The organism is Rodentibacter sp. Ppn85, from assembly GCF_001999335.1.
Classification (GTDB): domain Bacteria; phylum Pseudomonadota; class Gammaproteobacteria; order Enterobacterales; family Pasteurellaceae; genus Rodentibacter.
The window spans coordinates 31,533-49,471 of record NZ_MLHS01000017.1; the positions used below are offsets into that span (position 1 = coordinate 31,533).

Annotated in this window: 22 protein-coding genes; 3 read left to right on the plus strand and 19 right to left on the minus strand. The window is 39.3% G+C overall.

What is annotated here, in order from left to right; all coding sequences use genetic code 11:
• Window positions 1-9: 9 nt before the first annotated feature.
• Complete coding sequence (mglC, locus tag BKL51_RS03260; RefSeq protein WP_077465313.1) at window positions 10-1,020, plus strand: galactose/methyl galactoside ABC transporter permease MglC; 1,011 nt, start codon at window positions 10-12, stop codon at window positions 1,018-1,020.
• A 245-nt stretch (window positions 1,021-1,265) separates the two neighbouring features.
• Here the strand turns inward: mglC and BKL51_RS03265 are convergent, their stop codons facing one another.
• The 12 genes from BKL51_RS03265 to ccmA form a co-directional block, all read right to left on the minus strand.
• On the minus strand, window positions 1,266-1,469 hold the full coding sequence (locus tag BKL51_RS03265) for a hypothetical protein (protein WP_143530505.1): 204 nt from the start codon (window positions 1,467-1,469) through the stop codon (window positions 1,266-1,268).
• 86 nt (window positions 1,470-1,555) lie between these two features.
• The gene (locus BKL51_RS03270) at window positions 1,556-2,113 is read right to left on the minus strand and encodes a hypothetical protein (RefSeq protein ID WP_077465315.1); all 558 of its coding nucleotides are present in this window, start codon (window positions 2,111-2,113) and stop codon (window positions 1,556-1,558) included.
• A 16-nt stretch (window positions 2,114-2,129) separates the two neighbouring features.
• Window positions 2,130-2,513 (minus strand): VOC family protein, encoded by a 384-nt coding sequence (locus BKL51_RS03275; protein WP_077465316.1) that lies wholly within the window; start codon window positions 2,511-2,513, stop codon window positions 2,130-2,132.
• A gap of 10 nt (window positions 2,514-2,523) precedes the next feature.
• Complete coding sequence (gene ccmI / locus BKL51_RS03280; RefSeq protein WP_077465317.1) at window positions 2,524-3,441, minus strand: c-type cytochrome biogenesis protein CcmI; 918 nt, start codon at window positions 3,439-3,441, stop codon at window positions 2,524-2,526.
• Window positions 3,442-3,906: a cytochrome c-type biogenesis protein gene (locus BKL51_RS03285; RefSeq protein WP_077465318.1), complete on the minus strand. Its 465-nt coding sequence runs from the start codon at window positions 3,904-3,906 to the stop codon at window positions 3,442-3,444.
• Window positions 3,903-4,451, minus strand: a complete 549-nt coding sequence (locus tag BKL51_RS03290; protein ID WP_077465319.1) for a DsbE family thiol:disulfide interchange protein — start codon at window positions 4,449-4,451, stop codon at window positions 3,903-3,905. The genes BKL51_RS03285 and BKL51_RS03290 overlap by 4 nt, the downstream gene beginning before the upstream one ends.
• A gap of 123 nt (window positions 4,452-4,574) precedes the next feature.
• Window positions 4,575-6,521, minus strand: coding sequence for a heme lyase CcmF/NrfE family subunit (locus BKL51_RS03295; RefSeq protein ID WP_077465320.1), 1,947 nt, complete (start codon window positions 6,519-6,521; stop codon window positions 4,575-4,577).
• On the minus strand, window positions 6,518-7,042 hold the full coding sequence (ccmE, locus tag BKL51_RS03300) for a cytochrome c maturation protein CcmE (protein ID WP_077465321.1): 525 nt from the start codon (window positions 7,040-7,042) through the stop codon (window positions 6,518-6,520). The genes BKL51_RS03295 and ccmE overlap by 4 nt, the downstream gene beginning before the upstream one ends.
• Entirely contained in the window at window positions 7,039-7,242 is a 204-nt protein-coding gene (ccmD, locus tag BKL51_RS03305; RefSeq protein WP_077465322.1) for a heme exporter protein CcmD, read from the minus strand. The genes ccmE and ccmD overlap by 4 nt, the downstream gene beginning before the upstream one ends.
• A 28-nt stretch (window positions 7,243-7,270) precedes the next feature.
• Window positions 7,271-8,014 (minus strand): heme ABC transporter permease, encoded by a 744-nt coding sequence (locus tag BKL51_RS03310; protein ID WP_077465323.1) that lies wholly within the window; start codon window positions 8,012-8,014, stop codon window positions 7,271-7,273.
• Between the two features lie 58 nt (window positions 8,015-8,072).
• A complete protein-coding gene (gene ccmB, locus BKL51_RS03315) occupies window positions 8,073-8,738 on the minus strand; it encodes a heme exporter protein CcmB (RefSeq protein WP_077465324.1) in 666 nt (221 codons plus the stop codon).
• Window positions 8,739-8,742: 4 nt separating this feature from the next.
• Complete coding sequence (gene ccmA / locus BKL51_RS03320) at window positions 8,743-9,381, minus strand: cytochrome c biogenesis heme-transporting ATPase CcmA (RefSeq protein ID WP_077465325.1); 639 nt, start codon at window positions 9,379-9,381, stop codon at window positions 8,743-8,745.
• Between the two features lie 288 nt (window positions 9,382-9,669).
• Here ccmA and sodA point away from each other — a divergent pair, with 288 nt between their 5' ends.
• Window positions 9,670-10,317, plus strand: coding sequence for a superoxide dismutase [Mn] (gene sodA, locus BKL51_RS03325; protein WP_077465326.1), 648 nt, complete (start codon window positions 9,670-9,672; stop codon window positions 10,315-10,317).
• Between the two features lie 41 nt (window positions 10,318-10,358).
• Here the strand turns inward: sodA and BKL51_RS03330 are convergent, their stop codons facing one another.
• The 7 genes from BKL51_RS03330 to BKL51_RS03360 form a co-directional block, all read right to left on the minus strand.
• Window positions 10,359-10,802 carry an isoprenylcysteine carboxylmethyltransferase family protein gene (locus BKL51_RS03330; RefSeq protein ID WP_077465327.1) on the minus strand — a complete coding sequence of 148 codons (444 nt, stop codon included), beginning with the start codon at window positions 10,800-10,802 and terminating at the stop codon, window positions 10,359-10,361.
• A gap of 29 nt (window positions 10,803-10,831) precedes the next feature.
• Complete coding sequence (locus BKL51_RS03335) at window positions 10,832-11,446, minus strand: YfgM family protein (RefSeq protein ID WP_077465328.1); 615 nt, start codon at window positions 11,444-11,446, stop codon at window positions 10,832-10,834.
• An 18-nt stretch (window positions 11,447-11,464) separates the two neighbouring features.
• Window positions 11,465-12,736: a histidine--tRNA ligase gene (hisS, locus tag BKL51_RS03340; protein ID WP_077465329.1), complete on the minus strand. Its 1,272-nt coding sequence runs from the start codon at window positions 12,734-12,736 to the stop codon at window positions 11,465-11,467.
• Between the two features lie 15 nt (window positions 12,737-12,751).
• On the minus strand, window positions 12,752-13,858 hold the full coding sequence (gene ispG / locus BKL51_RS03345) for a flavodoxin-dependent (E)-4-hydroxy-3-methylbut-2-enyl-diphosphate synthase (protein WP_077465330.1): 1,107 nt from the start codon (window positions 13,856-13,858) through the stop codon (window positions 12,752-12,754).
• Between the two features lie 12 nt (window positions 13,859-13,870).
• Window positions 13,871-14,863: a RodZ family helix-turn-helix domain-containing protein gene (locus BKL51_RS03350; RefSeq protein WP_077465369.1), complete on the minus strand. Its 993-nt coding sequence runs from the start codon at window positions 14,861-14,863 to the stop codon at window positions 13,871-13,873.
• A gap of 70 nt (window positions 14,864-14,933) precedes the next feature.
• A complete protein-coding gene (pilW, locus tag BKL51_RS03355; protein WP_077465331.1) occupies window positions 14,934-15,479 on the minus strand; it encodes a type IV pilus biogenesis/stability protein PilW in 546 nt (181 codons plus the stop codon).
• Between the two features lie 25 nt (window positions 15,480-15,504).
• Entirely contained in the window at window positions 15,505-16,659 is a 1,155-nt protein-coding gene (locus BKL51_RS03360; RefSeq protein WP_077465332.1) for a bifunctional tRNA (adenosine(37)-C2)-methyltransferase TrmG/ribosomal RNA large subunit methyltransferase RlmN, read from the minus strand.
• Window positions 16,660-16,869: 210 nt separating this feature from the next.
• Here BKL51_RS03360 and BKL51_RS03365 point away from each other — a divergent pair, with 210 nt between their 5' ends.
• Window positions 16,870-17,754 (plus strand): D-alanyl-D-alanine carboxypeptidase family protein, encoded by an 885-nt coding sequence (locus BKL51_RS03365; RefSeq protein ID WP_077465333.1) that lies wholly within the window; start codon window positions 16,870-16,872, stop codon window positions 17,752-17,754.
• Window positions 17,755-17,939: the final 185 nt, after the last annotated feature.

Sequence of the window (17,939 nt, forward strand, 5' to 3'; positions counted from 1 at the left end):
GAACGAATTATGAGTGCCCTAGAAAAAAATAAATCCGTTGATCTTTTAAAACAAAATGCGATCTATTTTGTGCTACTAATTTTACTCGGTATTATCATTGCGCAAGATTCCGACTTTTTAAATCTTATCAATTTTAGTAATATTCTTACCCAATCCTCCGTGCGTTTAATTATCGCCTTGGGTGTGGCGGGATTATTGGTTACGCAAGGTACCGACTTATCTGCCGGTCGTCAGGTCGGTTTAGCCGCGGTAATTTCTGCAACTATGTTACAATCTATGGAAAATATGAACCGTGTTTTCCCCGATTTAGGTGAAATCCCAATTCCTGTTGTGATCCTAGCCGTTTGTGCCGTAGGTGCTGTTATCGGCTTAGTTAATGGTTTAGTCATTGCTTATCTTAACGTCACGCCATTTATTGCCACGATGGGAACAATGATCATTGTTTATGGTTTCAACTCTCTTTATTACGATGCAGTAGGTGGCTCACCTATCGCCGGTTTTAATGAAAATTTTTCTGAATTTGCACAAGGATTCTTCCGAATCGGTAGCTTTAAACTTTCATATATCACTATTTATGCAGCTATTGCTTCATTTTTAGTGTGGATAATGTGGAATAAAACCCGTTTCGGTAAAAACATCTTTGCTATTGGTGGGAATCCGGAAGCTGCAAGAGTATCCGGTGTAAACGTTGCCCGTAATCTTGTTATAATTTATATCATTGCGGGAATGTTCTATGCTTTCGGCGGTATGTTAGAAGCCGGTCGAATCGGTTCTGCAACTAACAATCTAGGGTTTATGTATGAATTGGATGCCATTGCAGCCTGCGTAGTTGGTGGCGTATCGTTCGCCGGTGGTGTTGGTACTGTAATTGGTGTGGTTACCGGTGTTATCATCTTTACCGTCATCAACTACGGTTTAACCTATATTGGAGTAAGCCCTTATTGGCAATACATTATCAAAGGTAGCATCATCATTTTAGCTGTTGCGATAGACTCATTAAAATACGCGAAGAAAAAATAGCAAAAAATACGGTATTTATATAGCAAATACACAAAATAAAATTTATACAAAATATAGAGCGTACTGCGTACGCCCTAGGCTAAGCTAAAATTTTTAATATTGGACACAGTGTACTCTACAGTCATCTTTAAATATCAGTTTTGTCCAACTGCTACATAATATTAAAAAAATAAACCGCACTTTTTTTAGGTGCGGTTTATTTTTTAATTTGAAACAAAAAAGCTGTTAAACTCGGCTATCTTTCATTACCAATGATGATAACCTCTATAATAACCAAACCCAATACTAGGGATAATAACGGGTACGCGTTGGTAAATAACTTTCTGGCGACTATCACTCCCATTCATTTTAATCGGATCTGAAATATCTTTTGTAGCTCTTGCTTTTTGTTCGGCAGTTACCGTATTACCACCGGCTACTCGAGCTTGATACTCATGAACCGTTTTCATATCATAAACACCTATATCTTGCTGCACTGATTGTTGTGAGCTACAAGCAACAAGAAATAATATCGGACATATAATTAATAATCTTTTCATTTTGCTCCCTTTTTACAAACCATTTTATTCAAAAGTTGTTTATTGCTATCCACCGTATCTTTAATAGTTTGCTTTATTTGTCTCCCTTCCCGCTCACGAATCTCTTTCTCTAATTGAGGATTATCAATAACATAAATAGGTGCATACTGTATATTTTGGGGATCATCTTGCCGATAAAGCGAAGCCCCTATAATTCCACCGTAGTATTGACTATCATCGTTAGGATATATGTAATTATTCGTGGAATTTATAAAATCTACCCCATTATCTCCCTCAAAACCATTGCATACCCCCTCACCGGACACAAAAACACTTCTAGAAGAGAAATTCTCATTCACCATATACACTTCAAACTCAACACTATTAGCTAAATTTTTTGTATCCCGAATCGAAGTATTCGGTTCTATAATTCGCTGTTCTTTACTATCAATATAACCCGTTAAATTCTGAGTATCTTCTGATATTCTAACAACAATCGTTTTTGCGCTAACAAAAACCGATAAAGACAAAAAAAATAATATAGAAAAACATAAGAGATAAGTATAGTATTTCATATTCATTCTTATATTATTAATAAGTTTGATAAAATTCTACAGGTAAACTATCCAAATCTTTGCAGAAAGTATACTTCATTTTAGTTAATTTATCGACCTTAATGGATTCACAGGAAACACCCTTATTCGCTAAATAAGAAACACAAGATCCCATATCCTTAACTTTAAGCGCCAAATGTCGTAAACCACAAGCCTTGGGATAATTTAACCTTTTAGGCGGATTTGGAAAAGAGAAAAGTTCAATTTTACTACCATCAGAAAATTCTAAAGCTAATTTGTAACTATCGCGTTCCCCCCGATAAGTTTCGGCAATCACCTTTGTACCTAAAATTTCTGTATAAAATTGCTTAGGACGCAAATAATCCGAAACAATGACGGCAACATGATGAACATCTTCAATTCAAACATGACTAATTTTTCTCTGGTGTAATACTTTTTGATTTTTCCTGTTCTTGAACTTCCAACGCATCACGTGCAGCACGAATACTTTTTTCAATTAACGCGACTCGTTCATCATCTTTTGGCATTAAACGTAACATCATCGCCCAAGTCACTGCCGCCATTTTATAATCTTCCGTTTCAAAATAACGAAATGCCAATAAACTTAATGCTTCAATATTACTATGATCTTTGCGGATAACTTCTCGTAATAAATCACTACCTTTTAGTTTATCCGTCACATCTTCTGAAAACATTAATACACGAGCATAGCTCAATTTATATTGTAAATTATCAGGCTCAAACCTATTTGCTTTTTGGTAGCTATCGAACGCCAAACGGGCATCACCTAAATTCATACCAATTTGTCCCAACCACCACCACTTTTGTGCGTCCTGTGGATTTTTCTGTAAATCGATACGAAGTGCAATTGAAAATTGCTGCATTTCACTATCCGAAAGAGGATTTGTCTCTTCCTCTTTCATTCTCTCGTAAAAATAAGGCAATTTTGCATAAGTTTGCTCTAACATTGATTCCGCCTGCCAAGATCCAACCATAAAGTAGCTTGCTCCTGCAATAATCCCCATCGCAAGCATACCTGAAACAAACCAAATTTTTCCATAAGATCTTTCATTTGGGATTATTTTTTCTTCCTGATAAGAGATATCATCTAATAAAGTTTTCTGCAATTCTTGTTTAAGTAATTCTACATTTTCCACTAGCCCCTGCGCATCATCCCGTTCGATTTCTTGCAAGCGTGAGAAATAGAGTGCCTTATTCAGTTCATCACGTTTTTGTTTATTTTGCGTTTTAAACCGACACAACAAAGGATAAAAACAAATTAACGCCACCAGTAAAGTGATTGCGGCCAAACTCAATGCAAAACTCATCTATTTATCCTTTTGATTCAATAATTCAGCTAAACGTGCATTTTCTTCTTCCGTTAAAACGGTGTCGGTTTTCACCGCACTTTGTTTTTTAGACTTAGGCTTCATTAGGAAAAAAACACCGAATAATATGAGAAATAATGGAGCAAACCATAAAATTAAGGTACTCGCCGTCATAGGAGGATCATAGGTCACAAAATTACCATAACGCGCCACCATATATTCCACGACGTCATTTTTCGATTTCCCTTCTTGTAACAACTCAAAGACTTTGTTACGCATATCTACCGCGATCGTTGCATTAGAATCCGCAATATTATTATTTTGACATTGCGGGCAACGCAAAGATTGCGTAAGTTGGTGATAATCGTTTTCTTGCTGTTGCGAGCTAAAATTTAGCACATCAATGGCAGAGAACGCCACGGTACTAAATAAAAGTGCGGTAAAAAAAAGCCCTAATTTTTTCATTGTGCCTGCTCCGCAAGTTTGTCATAAATCGGTTTTAAAGTACCCAACCACACTTTATCGTTTACATCCCCGGCCAAACGATAATGAATTACGCCTTTGCCATCCACAATAAAAGTCTCCGGCGCACCATATACCCCCAAGTCTAAGCCAAAAGATCCCTTCTCATCTTTCAACACAACTTGATAGGGATTACCTAAATCTTTTAACCATTTTATTGCTTTTGTCGATTCATCTTTATAATTCAACCCAATAATATTCACACCTTGTTGCGCGAGTTTATTTAAGTATTGATGTTCGGCATAACAGGTTGGGCACCAAGTCGCCCATACGTTTAACAAAACCGGTTTGCCTTGGCGGAATAGCTCATCACCATAAACCTTATTTTCAAAGAGTTCCGTTAAGCTTTTCATCGGGACGGGTTTTCCAACCAACGCCGATTCCAAGGCCTTAATATCTTCACCTTGAGCATTACGGTTAAGTTGCACTAAAAAGGCAACAACCACTGCTAAAAAGAGAACAAGAGGAATCAATAATTTTTTTTTCATTTCTACCGCTCTTTTAAGTAACTGTCCTTTCCTTATTTGGAAATGGTTGTCAAAAAATCAATCACGCTATATTTTCCACATACTTTCACTTCCATAAGGAAAATCAGGAATGCAATATGGGAGTTATTTTTTTAATAATTTATTAAACCGATAACGTCTGTCAAACATACACAACAGACCACCCAATGCCATAAACACGCCGCCAATCCAAATCCAACGAATAAAAGGTTTGTAATACAAACGCAATGCCCAAGAACCATCATTGAGTTTTTCGCCAAGCGCCACATATAAATCGCGTGTTAAACTCCCGTCAATAGCAGCTTCTGTCATTGACATACGGCTCACGGTGTAAAAACGTTTTTCAGCGAATAAGCTTGCTTCCGGCTTTCCGTCTTTTGTAATATCAATTTGTGCTTTGCCGCCAATATAATTAGGCCCGTTCGCATCACTGACGCCGGCAAATTTAAAATCGTAACGACCAATTCGAGCACTATCCCCTACTTGCATTCGTACATCACGTTCTACGCTAAAGTTTTGGCTAAAGGCAATACCCCATACAGTCATTGCTACACCTAAGTGTGCAAATAACATTCCCCAATGAGAACGGGATAGTTTGCGCACACCGACAAAAAACGATTCGCGATGGGTAGCCCGTTGTTGTAATTCGTAAAGTGCGAGTAATAGGATAATAATAGTCATCATCGAACCAAGAACGGAACTTACAGTAATCTTGTCTTGCAAAAAGTAAGGTAAGGCAAATCCCGCAATCAGCATAATAAAAATACTGACTATCACAGGCGTTCGAATTATCGAGAATTGATCCCGTCGCCATTTTACTAACGGTCCAATGCCAAGCAATAGGGCAAACGGTGTCATAATAATCAAGAACATTTGATCAAAAAACGGTGCGCCGATTGAAATTGAGCCTAATCCCAATTGTTTATGCACCAAAGGCAGCAGTGTACCTAAGAACACCACGCAAAGTGCGGTCATTAATAGAATATTATTTAACAGCAACATATTTTCGCGAGAATAACGTTCGGCATTATCACGTGAACGAATTTGGCTACCTTTATAGGCGTAAAGTACGAGTGAACCGCCAATGACAATCACAAGATATGCCAAAATATACAAACCGCGCGTCGGATCGGAGGCAAAAGCATGGACAGACACCAAAATCCCCGAACGCACCAAGAATGTGCCGAGCAAACAAAGGGAAAAAGCTAAAATAGCGAGAAGTACCGTCCAAGCTTTAAATGAACTGCGTTTTTCCGTCACTGAAAGAGAATGAATCAGCGCTGTACCGGCTAACCAAGGCATAAAGGATGAATTTTCAACCGGATCCCAAAACCACCAGCCGCCCCAACCCAGTTCATAATACGCCCACCAAGAACCGAGTACGATACCAAGTGTTAAAAATACCCATGCAGCAAGCGTCCAAGGACGAGACCAACGCGCCCAAGCCGAATCAAGTTTACCGGTCATTAAAGAAGCAATTGCGAAAGCGAAGGCGACAGAGAAACCGACATATCCCATATAAAGTAGCGGAGGGTGAAAAATCAAACCTACATCTTGCAACATAGGGTTAAGCTCTTTACCGTCCACTGGGAAATCAGGGAAAGTGCGGGTAAATGGATTTGATGTAAATAATACAAACAATACGAAACCCACGCTAATAATTCCCATGATACCAAGCACTCTCGCCGCCGCTTCCTGAGGTAAATGTTTACTCAACACTGCCACCGCAGCAGACCAAAGGGCAAGCAACCAAATCCAAAGCAACAATGAGCCTTCATGAGATCCCCAAACCGCAGATAAACGATAATAAATCGGCAAGCTACTGTTGGAATTATTCACCACATATTGCACACTAAAATCATTGACTGCAAACAAGTAAAACAGCGCGACAAAAGCAATGGTAAGGCTGACAAATAATCCATAGGTCATTGGTCGCGCCAATTCCATTAAGCGGGAATTCCCTTTCTCTGCGCCCCACAACGGAAAAATCGCAAGCATTAATGACACGGCAAGACTCAAGGCGAGCGCATAATTTCCAATTTCAGCGATCATTTCTTGCCTTCTTGTTTTTCTTGACGATCACGCGTACTTTCGCCTTTCAAATCAGCCTCATCTACGCCCATCGGTTTATGCACTTTTTGCATTTTTTCGCCTAATTCAGGCGGTACATAATTTTCATCGTGTTTTGCCAACACTTCAGTAGCGGTCAGTACGGTCGGTTCGGTTAATACACCTTGTGCAACAATACCTTGCCCCTCACGGAAAAGATCGGGCAAAATACCTTCATACTCCACGGTAATCGCAGGACCGATATCGTTCAAATCAAACCGCACTTTTAAACTTTTCGGATCGCGCTCTACCGTTCCTTCAACCACCATTCCACCGACTCGGATACGCTGCCCGACTTCAGGTTTTTGGTTCGGGTTATTATCCTTACCCAAAACCACCTCCGACGGCGTGTAGAATAAATCAATATTTTGACGTAACGCATAGAGTATCAAGCCACTTGCAATGGCAATACCAAGTACAACAAAAACAACTAATTTAAGTCTGGATTTACGTCTCGGATTCATAGTGTGTTTCCTTTATTAGCTTGTTGTAAACGTATTTCACGTTGGGTTTCACGCAGAACATTTTTCAAAATAGTTTTACGTTGTTTGAGGCTTTGTATAATCAACGCAACAATTGCAACCAAACTAATGCCATAAGATAGCCATACATAAAAACCATAGCCACCCATATCAAAAAAATCACTCCAAGTTTGGAAAAACATTTTTATTCCTCTATAAAAAATATAAAAATTATTTACTACCACCTTTTGCCAGAGCTTTCACCCATGGGCGTTTTGCATCTTCTCTTAATAATTCCGCACGATAACGCACAAGAGTAAGCCAAATATATAAAGCTAAAAAACCTAAAATACATAAAATTAATGGAATTAACATTGGAGTAGCAATAGACGGTTTTTCAAATTTTGTAATACTTGCCCCTTGATGAAGGGTATTCCACCATTCCACAGAAAAATGAATAACCGGCAAAATAACTACGGTAGTAATACATAAAATACCCGATGCTTTTGCTCCGATCGCCCGATCTGAAAAACTGGAATAAAGAGCAAGAATACCAAGATATAAAAAGAATAGAATTAATTCAGCAGTCAGACGAGCATCCCACACCCACCAAGTCCCCCACATCGGTTTCCCCCAAATCGCACCTGTAATTAGTGCGAGAAAGGTGAACAATGCACCAATAGGCGCCATAGCAATCATTGCTAAATGTGCTTGTTTAATTTGCCACACCAACGCAATCACAGCTGCGACCGCCATTGAACCATACACGCCCATTGACCAAATCGCCGTCGGCACATGTACATACATGATTCTGAAACTGTTACCTTGTTGATAATCTGCCGGCGCATAGGCCAAACCCCATACAATACCGACACTTAACAATAATAAACTCAATAGTGCAAACACCGGACTCAATTTACCACAAATTCGATATTGGGTTTCTGGTTTAGCGTAGGGATGTAACCAGTTCCACATAAAAAAGCCTCACAAAAAATAAAAAGAAAAACAACCGCACTTGCGTACAGCTGTCGAATTAATTATCTAAACTAATACGCAATGCCGCAGCCACCGCAAAAGGCGAAAGCGTCATCGCACCGACCGTCATCGCACCTAAAATCGCAAGCTGCCCCGTATAAGGCAGATTTAAACCTGCGGCATCCAATACGGAAGATGCGAAAATCAACACGGGAATAAACAACGGCACTACAAGTAAACTGAGCAATACACCACCCTTACGCAATCCTACGGTTAATGCGACACCAATCGCACCGATACAACTCAATACCGGCGTACCGAGGAGCAAAGTTAGCACTAGCGCCCACCAAAGTTGCACTTCAAGAGAAAGTAACAATGCCGCAATTGGCGAAAGTAAAATCAGTGGCAAACCGGTTAAAAGCCAATGTGCGACAACCTTGGACAACGCCGTTAATACGAGAGGTTGCTTGGTCAGCATTAATTGCTCAAGTGAACCGTCAATAAAATCATCACGAAACAAGCGTTCAAAAGAAAGCAATGCAGAAAGTAAAGCCGCCACCCAAGCAATCCCGGGTGCAATGCGTGAAAGTAATTTAGGATCCGGTCCAATCACAAGTGGAAATAACGTGATGACAATCAAAAAAAACCATAGTGGATTTAAAATCTCTGAGCGTTTACGCATCGCAATTTTTAACTCACGTTTAATTACTTCTAGAAAAATCATTCGGTTATTCCGCTTTATACTGTGCTAAATTAAGTTTTTGCAAACGCATACTCGGCACATCTTGATGGCTCGTCATTAATACAATGCCACCTTGTTTTGCATGCTCATCAAAAAGTGCGGTCAAAATCTCCACGCCTTTTTTATCAATCGCCGTAAAAGGTTCGTCTAAAATCCATAACGGTGCATGTGAAAGCCATAATCTTGCTAATGCAATACGTCGTTGTTGCCCTGCTGAAAGTTGTGCGGCGGGTAGATCTTCACGTCCCAAAAGTCCAACTTTCTCTAGAACCGCCCAAAGTGCATCATCACCTTGCTCCGATTGGCTAATGCGTTGATAAAATCGTAGATTTTCTAACGCTGTCAGTTCCGGTTTTACACCGGAAAAATGCCCTAGATACAGTAAATCCTGATAGTAAATTTCCCTTTGTTTGGAAATTAGTTCGGAATCCCACCGCACTTCGCCTACTAACGGCTGCGCAAGCCCGGCTAAAGTACGCAATAAACTGGTTTTTCCAATACCATTATGTCCCTCAATCTGCACAAAATCACCACTGTAAAAATTGCACGATAAACCAGAAAAAAGCAAACTCTCGCCACGTTGGCAGGCAAGCTCTTTAATAGACAAATTGTGAGATTTAGACATAAAGAAAAAGACGAATATTAAATTGCCGTCATTCTATCACAAGTGAAAAATTTAACGAGATTTTAAGTAGTCAAAACAATTAACTATTTGGTAGTAGATTGTAGGTTTTATTGACTTAGAACAAACTTCATTTGAATACTCAATTTTTACAAAAGGGAAAACATTTAATGATCTAAATCAACTTTTCTGCTAGTATTTTTTCCTTGGTACTTTTTGGTTAAAGCTTTCGTATTTTTAGCTGGCCAAATCGGCTCAAATGAAAACTCATTTTATAAGAAGGAATGAATTATGGCTTACACTCTACCAGAACTAGGCTACGCTTATGATGCCTTAGAACCCCATTTTGATGCTCAAACTATGGAAATTCACCATAGTAAACATCACCAAGCCTATGTAAATAATGCCAATGCCGCATTAGAGGGCTTACCGACTGAATTTACAGAAATTTGCGCAGGTCAATTAATTTCTCAACTTAACAAACTTCCGGCAGAAAAACGTGTCGCATTACGCAATAATGCCGGCGGTCACGCAAATCATAGTTTATTCTGGAAATCCTTGAAAAAAGGAACAACGTTACAAGGTGCTTTGAAAGATGCAATCTCACGCGATTTTGGCTCTGTCGAAGCCTTTCAAGCCGAATTTGAAAAAGCGGCAGCAACCCGTTTAGGCTCAGGTTGGGCATGGCTGGTATTAACTGCCGAAGGGAAACTAGCGGTTGTTTCTACCGCAAACCAAGATAATCCATTAATGGGTAAAGAAATTGCAGGTTGTGAAGGCTTCCCACTTTTAGGCTTAGATGTTTGGGAACATGCCTACTACTTGAAATTCCAAAACCGTCGCCCTGATTACATTAAAGAATTTTGGAATGTTGTAAACTGGGATTATGTTGCAGAGCGTTTTGAAAAGAAAGCGGCTGATTGCAATCACGCCAAATAATCAATGAAACACAAAAGTGCGGTCAATTTTGACCGCACTTTTTATATCCAACGTCTAACTTTCGATTTATACCTACGATATGTATCCCCAAATTTCTTTTCTAAATAGATTTCTTCTCGAGAAATTTGGAATCGATTCATTAACAATATAAAGGTAATAACCCCGCTCCAAGCCAATAAATGCCCTAACCATAATGCCCATGATACAAGAATCAGTAATAAACTCAGGTATATTGGGTTACGCGTGATTTGAAAAATACCGGATGTAACAAGCCTTGTCGTTTTATCCAACTGTTTCGGATCAATAGATGTATCATTGCGATAAAATTGCCATAAACCCGCAACAGCAACCAAAATAGATAATAGAATAAAAAACCAAATCGCATAAAAAAATCTAGAATACTGCCCTATTTTAGGTAAGGCGTACATCAGCACACCAATGGTGAAACAAAGAATCGGGGGAGGAAGTGGAAATAAAAAACGCATAAAACAAACGCCCTCTCGGGCGCTTCCTATTAAAGATTGTTTAATTTCATTTGAACCGTTTGCTGTTCAAACGGACTACCCGTTTGAAGCACTTGCTCAAAACTATTTTTTGCCGCAGCAGTATCGCCTTTTGCCAACTGAATATCGCCGACTAAAAGCATTTTACGTGCATTAAAACCAGCACTCTTTACCTGTTCAAGTGTTGATAACGCACCATCTAATTGGCCTAACTGAAACTGCACGGCACCTAAACGTAATGCGGCAAGCGATGTCAATAGGTCATCTTGAGATTGTGTTAAAACCTGCTGTAAAGCGACTTCGGCACTCGCAAAATCTTGTCTTGCCACTGCATTTTTTGCCTCATCAAACAACGCAAAGATCGCATAGCTGGTTTTACTATTCGCTTGAAGGAATTCTGTTAATTTTGCTTTCTGAGTAGCAGGATCTTGCTCGGCTGCGTAAACCAAAGCATCATAGCCTGCCGATGCTTCAGCAATTTGATTCGCTTGGTAAGTCTGCCAATAACGCCAACCCAACATTCCACCTACACCTAAAATAAAAGCCACAATGATAGTTTTGCCGTTTTCTTTCCACCATTCTTTTAACTGGTTAATCTCTTGTTCTTCTTCAATGGAGTACGCCATATCTTTTTCCTTTATAAATTAAAATTGAGATTGAATATAATCAATAACTTGTTCAACTTCAAAGGTTTGTTGTTCAACCCCACCGTATAAATGTTTCACAACCACCTGACTATTTTGCACTTCACTTTCACCAATGACTAAAGCTAAAGTCGCACCGGATTTATCCGCATGTTTAAATTGTTTTTTAAAATTACCGCCCGAGCAATGTTGCATAACCCGTAAGTGCGGTAATGCCGAACGAATTTTTTCAGCAATTTGTAAAGCGGCTAAAGTCGTATTTTCCCCTTGATGAATTACATAAATATCGACCGCACTTTTTAACGGTATGGCTACATTAACTTCTTGTACTAATAAAACTAAACGTTCCAGTCCCATCGCAAAGCCTACACCGGACGTAGCGTGTCCGCCAAGCTGCTCAACCAAACCGTCATAGCGACCGCCGCCGCATACCGTGCCTTGCGCACCCAGTGCAGAGGTTACCCATTCAAACACAGTTTTATTGTAATAATCCAATCCCCGTACAAGCTTTGGATTAATTTCATATTGAATTCCCACTGCATCTAATAAAGCACATAATTGAGCAAAATGTGTACGGCTCTCTTCATCTAAATAGTCAAGGAGTTTCGGTGCATTATCTAATACTTTTTGTAATTCTTGATTTTTAGTATCTAAAATACGCAGAGGATTTTTCACTAAACGTTCTTTTTCTTCTTCGTTCATTAGATCTTGATATTTTTCCAAGAATTCTACCAATGCAGCGCGATAACTTGCTCTTGCTTCCAATGAACCGATTGAGTTTAGTTGAAGAGAAACATGTTGATCAATGCCTAATTTTTTCCAAAGTCTCGCGGTCAAAATAATTAACTCGGCATCGATTTCCGGATTAGCAATACCAAAAACTTCCACACCCGCTTGATGAAACTGGCGATAACGCCCTTTTTGCGGACGTTCATGGCGAAACATCGGGCCCATATACCACAAACGCTGTTCATTATTATAAATCCAACCATGTTCAATCGCTGCCCGCACACAACCTGCCGTCCCTTCAGGGCGAAGGGTTAATTGTTCATCGTTGTCCCAAAAAGTGTACATTTCCTTTGAAACAACATCGGTTACTTCTCCAATAGCACGAGCAAATAACGGTGTACTTTCAACAATTGGCATACGCACTTCGGAATAGCCATAACTGTTTAATACTTCACGTACCTGCATTTCAACCCATTGCCATAATGGGGATTCTGTCGGTGAACAATCGTTCATGCCACGAATTGCTTGAATTGTTTTTGCCACAAGTTTTCCTTAGACTTAGATAATACGATTTTTGGGATCTTGCAATGCGACTTTTGCACGGATCTTTGCTTCTAATTGATTGATAATATCTTCGTTATCAAACCGCTCTTTTTGACGCTCGCCATCTATATAATAACCACTTTTCTTATTACCACCGGTTACGCCAAGGTCAGAGACTAACGCTTCACCCGGCCCATTTACGACACAGCCGATAATAGATACGTCCATCGGTGTAAGAATATCTTCAAGACGTTGTTCTAAAGCGTTCACTGTACCGATCACATCAAACTCCTGACGAGAACAGGTTGGACAGGCAATAAAATTAATTCCTCGGGAACGAATACGCAACGATTTTAAAATATCAAAACCTACCTTTATTTCTTCCACAGGATCTGCCGCCAAGGAAACTCGTAATGTATCCCCTATTCCTTCGGCAAGTAGCATTCCTAAACCGATTGCCGATTTAACGGCTCCGGCACGTGCACCTCCGGCTTCGGTAATACCTAAGTGTAGCGGCTGTTTAATCGCTTTTGCCAGTAAACGATAAGATTCTACCGCTAAAGACACATCGGATGCTTTCACGCTCACTTTAAATTGATCAAAGTTAAAACGATCTAAAATCTCTACGTGACGCAACGCTGATTCAACTAGTGCTTCGGGAGTAGGTTCAGCGTATTTCTCTTGAATATCTTTCTCTAAAGAACCGGCATTCACACCAATGCGAATAGGGATATTTTTATCACGTGCACAATCCACTACCGCTCGAATACGATCCTCCCGTCCGATGTTACCGGGATTAATGCGTAAACAATCCACCCCATACTCAGCAACTTTTAATGCAATACGGTAGTCAAAATGAATATCTGCAACCAATGGTACACTGACTCGGTGCTTAATAATTTTAAAAGCTTCAGCAGCATCCATAGTCGGCACGGAAACACGCACAATATCGGCGCCCACACGCTCTAAAGATTTAATCTGAGCAACCGTAGAATCAATATCCGTAGTGCGCGTATTTGTCATAGATTGCACCGCAATCGGCGCATCGCCACCAATCGGCACATTACCTACATAAATTTTTGTCGATTCACGACGCTTAATTATCGGTTGAAAAGCTGACATTATCATTCCTTATTAAGGTTGTGAAAGTTTAAACTTTGCAACACGCCCATCCACTTTTAGAGGATAATCCAGCCCCTTATAAGTGATACGAACATTCCCCGGCGCCCCTACAATCAATGAAAACTCATTACCGCTAAAGGTTAAGACTTCTCCTTGCTTGTATTCCTTTTGTGCAAGCACTTTTCGATTCTGATCTTTTATACTTAACCAACTGGTATTTTTTAATATTTCCACGACTAAATCACCTTGAGCGGCCGGCGGAGGCGGAGAAACGGTTGGATTCTCAACCGCACTTTGCGTATCGGGAATAGTAACTTCGTTCAATGTTGTTTCTTCGGCAGAAGTAATTGATTTAGGTAGTAGATTTTGTTCGACTTGATCGGAACTAGCCTCTCGTTCGGTTTTCACTTCGGTCATTACTTCCATACTATTAGTAGTAGCCTGAGTATTTTCCGGCTGCATCGGCTGAGTACTTGGTAGTTCAGTAGATAAAACGGGGGAATTTTCAGACGTAGTTTGGGTGGTTTCCGCACTTGAAACATAACTTTGCACTAAAATGTCACGCTCTTCATTAGACTTTTGATAATTCTGCCACCACCACAAGCCCGTCATACTTAATGCGATTAAAAGCACTAATGCAGTTAGATAACCAACCCAACGATTGTGAGAAGAATATTGATTTACCGAGCGAGTAGAACGGGCATTTTTTCCCAAATCATTTTGTTCGTCTTCGCCAAAAGAGAGATCCGCCCAAAGACTTTCAGGTAAACGCAAAAATTTCCCATAATTACGTACATACCCTTTCATGAAAGCCGCAGGCACATTTTTTTGGATAAATTCATTATTTTCGATTTGAGCTAAAATCGCGGGACGTAATGTAATTTGCTTAGAGACATCTTCAAGAGAAAGATTTAAGGCTTCGCGGGCCTCACGAAATCTATCTCCCAAAGATATAGGTTGATCTGCTTGCGTTTTCGTTTCCATTTGTTCAGCCTGAGCATTCATAACGTTTATTAATTTATGAGACATAATTAAAGGCTGAATTTTAAAGTCCAAAGCAATTTTTGGCAATGTTTTATTTGATTGGACTCAGTTTTTCCGCACGATTCACATCTATTTGCCGTAATTTGTCGATTGCTTTTTGATAAACATCCGATTGATTTAGTGCCTGTGAGCAAAGTGCCATATTTTCATAAGTATCAGCTTGACGATAATAATTAGGTGAAAGTAAGGCAAGCTCAAATTGTTTATTGGCTTGTTCAAACTCGCCTTGGCTACATAAAAACGTGCCAAAATTATTGTGTACATCGCCTTGTTTTTCATCAAGTTTGATGGATTTAAGGTAAGACTTTCTTGCTTCATTTACATCACCTTGCAATTGATGAAAATGCGCAAACGCAGAATGAACAAGATAATAGCTTTGATCATGTGCTAAAGCTTTATCAAGATTTTGTTTCGCTTGAATAAAATTATTTTGCTGTAAATAGCCAAGCGCCAGTTCAACTCGTGCTTTTGCAGCCTGTTGTTTATTAAAGTCAGAAGATGGCGCTTGCGAAACACAAGCTGAAAAAACCGGAGGAAAAACAACCGCACTTAAAAATCGAATAAATAAAGATTTCATTTTTCCTCCAATTATTGTGGCTTCACTAATTAACTTCGGTTATTCCTATATTCTGCCCAAATTGACGTCTCATTGCCGTACGTTTAGTACGATCAATAACATCGCCGGCCAGTTGTCCGCACGCCGCATCAATATCATCCCCCCGAGTTTTACGCACTATGACGGTAAAACCATATTCCATTAATGTTTTTTGGAATCGATCGATACGGGTATTTGAGCTTTTTGCATAAGGGGCTTCAGGAAACGGGTTCCATGGGATTAAATTAATTTTACAAGGTGTATTTTTCAACACTTCCGCAAGCTGATGAGCATGCTCCACACTATCATTAACCTGATCCAACATTACATATTCAATCGTTACTTTGCCATGATTGGCATTAGAAACACTCAAATAACGGTTCACAGAATCAATCAGCATTTTGATATTATATTTTTTATTAATTGGTACAATTTCATCACGCAATTCATCATTCGGCGCATGTAAGGAGATGGCTAATGCAACATCAATCATCTTACTTAAATTATCCAATGCCGGCACAACCCCTGAAGTAGAAAGCGTCACACGGCGTTTAGATAAACCGTAAGCAAAATCATCCAACATAATTTCCATTGCCGGCACTACATTTGCTACGTTCAACAATGGCTCTCCCATCCCCATCATCACCACATTTGTTATTGGACGAACGCCGGTTACTCCAAAATTGCCAATAATTTTTGAGGCTCGCCACACTTGCCCAATAATTTCAGATACTGTCAAATTACGATTAAAGCCTTGTTGAGCGGTAGAACAAAAGGTACAAGCCAATGCACAACCGACTTGAGAAGAAACACAAAGCGTGGCTCGATCCGCCTCCGGAATATACACTGTTTCTACCTGCTGATCGCCCACCTGCATTGCCCATTTTATCGTGCCGTCTGCAGAACGTTGCTCCACCGCCACCTCCGGCGCTTTAATCTCAGCAACGGATTTTAGCTTTTCACGTAATTTCTTATTGATATTTGTCATATTGTCGAAATCATCTTCGCCAAAATGATAAATCCATTTTACTAACTGATCGGCTCGAAACGGCTTTTCGCCAAGTTCTTGAAAAAACTCACGCATTTGTCGGCGCGTCAAATCCATTAAATTGATTTTTTTGTTTGATGTTTGTTCTAACATTAAAGCCTCGTTGCTACACATTATGGCAGTAAAAATTGTAGTAATTTGCTACAAAAAGCCTGATATAAAAATGAGCAGCGATTTTACAGATTTGTTAGAAGATAAGCTAGCATATTTCAAAAACAAGAACATTTCTGACCGCACTTTTTACGATTCGGATCGCAAAAATAAGCAATCTTTTAGAAAAAAGTGCGGTAGAATACGACTTTGTTTTATTTATCGGTACTAAAAATGTTTAAAAAATGCTTTTCAGTTCTGTGTCTATGTATCCCTGCAACCTTAACCATGGCACAATCCTATGTCGTTTACGATTTCACTCACGATAAAGTATTGGAAAGCAGCTCACCAAACCATGTCCAACCTATTGCCTCTGTAACAAAACTAATGACTGCAAATGTATTTTTAGAAAATAATAAAAATCCTCGTTGTACAGGTTCCATTACAGATGATGATCATGACTATATCAAAGGTACTCGCACAAAATTACCGACGTATACGCCTATTCCTTGTAATGAACTATTAAAAGCAATGTTAGTTCATTCCGATAACTATGCAGCCCATGCACTTTCCCGTTTAGCCGGAATGAGCCGCCTACAGTTTATTCAAAAAATGAATGAAAAAGCCCGTGAACTTGGCATGCGTTCAACCCGATTCACTGATAGCTCGGGTTTGTCGGATAGTAATATTTCAAGCGTAATGGATTTGGTTAAACTGACCAAATATTCCTTGAATAAACCGCAAATTAAAGATTTTTCAAATATGCCAAGCGCTTATATTCAAGCTGGGGGACGGCAAGTATTTGTGAAAAATACCAATAAACTGGTACGAGAAGAAGTATTCGATGCATCAATTAATAAAACCGGTTATATTCGTGAATCGGGCTATAATCTAGTATTTGTTAATAAGCATCTTTGCCGAAATTCAGCCATTGGTGTGATTAGTTTAAATAATAGTTCCTCCCAATTCCGCACTAATTTCACCAAGAACAAATTAGAAAAATATGGTTGTATTGCCGGACGCCGACTAAATAATTTCACACCTGATGATGCACAATATGAAGAAGGTTACGATGAAGAAGGGTTAAGTAATCTGATTGAACAACTTTCAAAACAATAAGTTTCTCTATTCTACCGGCAATATGCCGGTATATTTTTATTCTTAGAATCATTAACATTTAAAAGCATAGAAAAAATCTATCATCCTTTTTGATATGCTAACCATCGTAAAATATAATCTTTAAAAGTTGATAATCATTTTTATTTGAAATCTGTACAAAAAGTAGTACTATTGTCCCAGTGAAG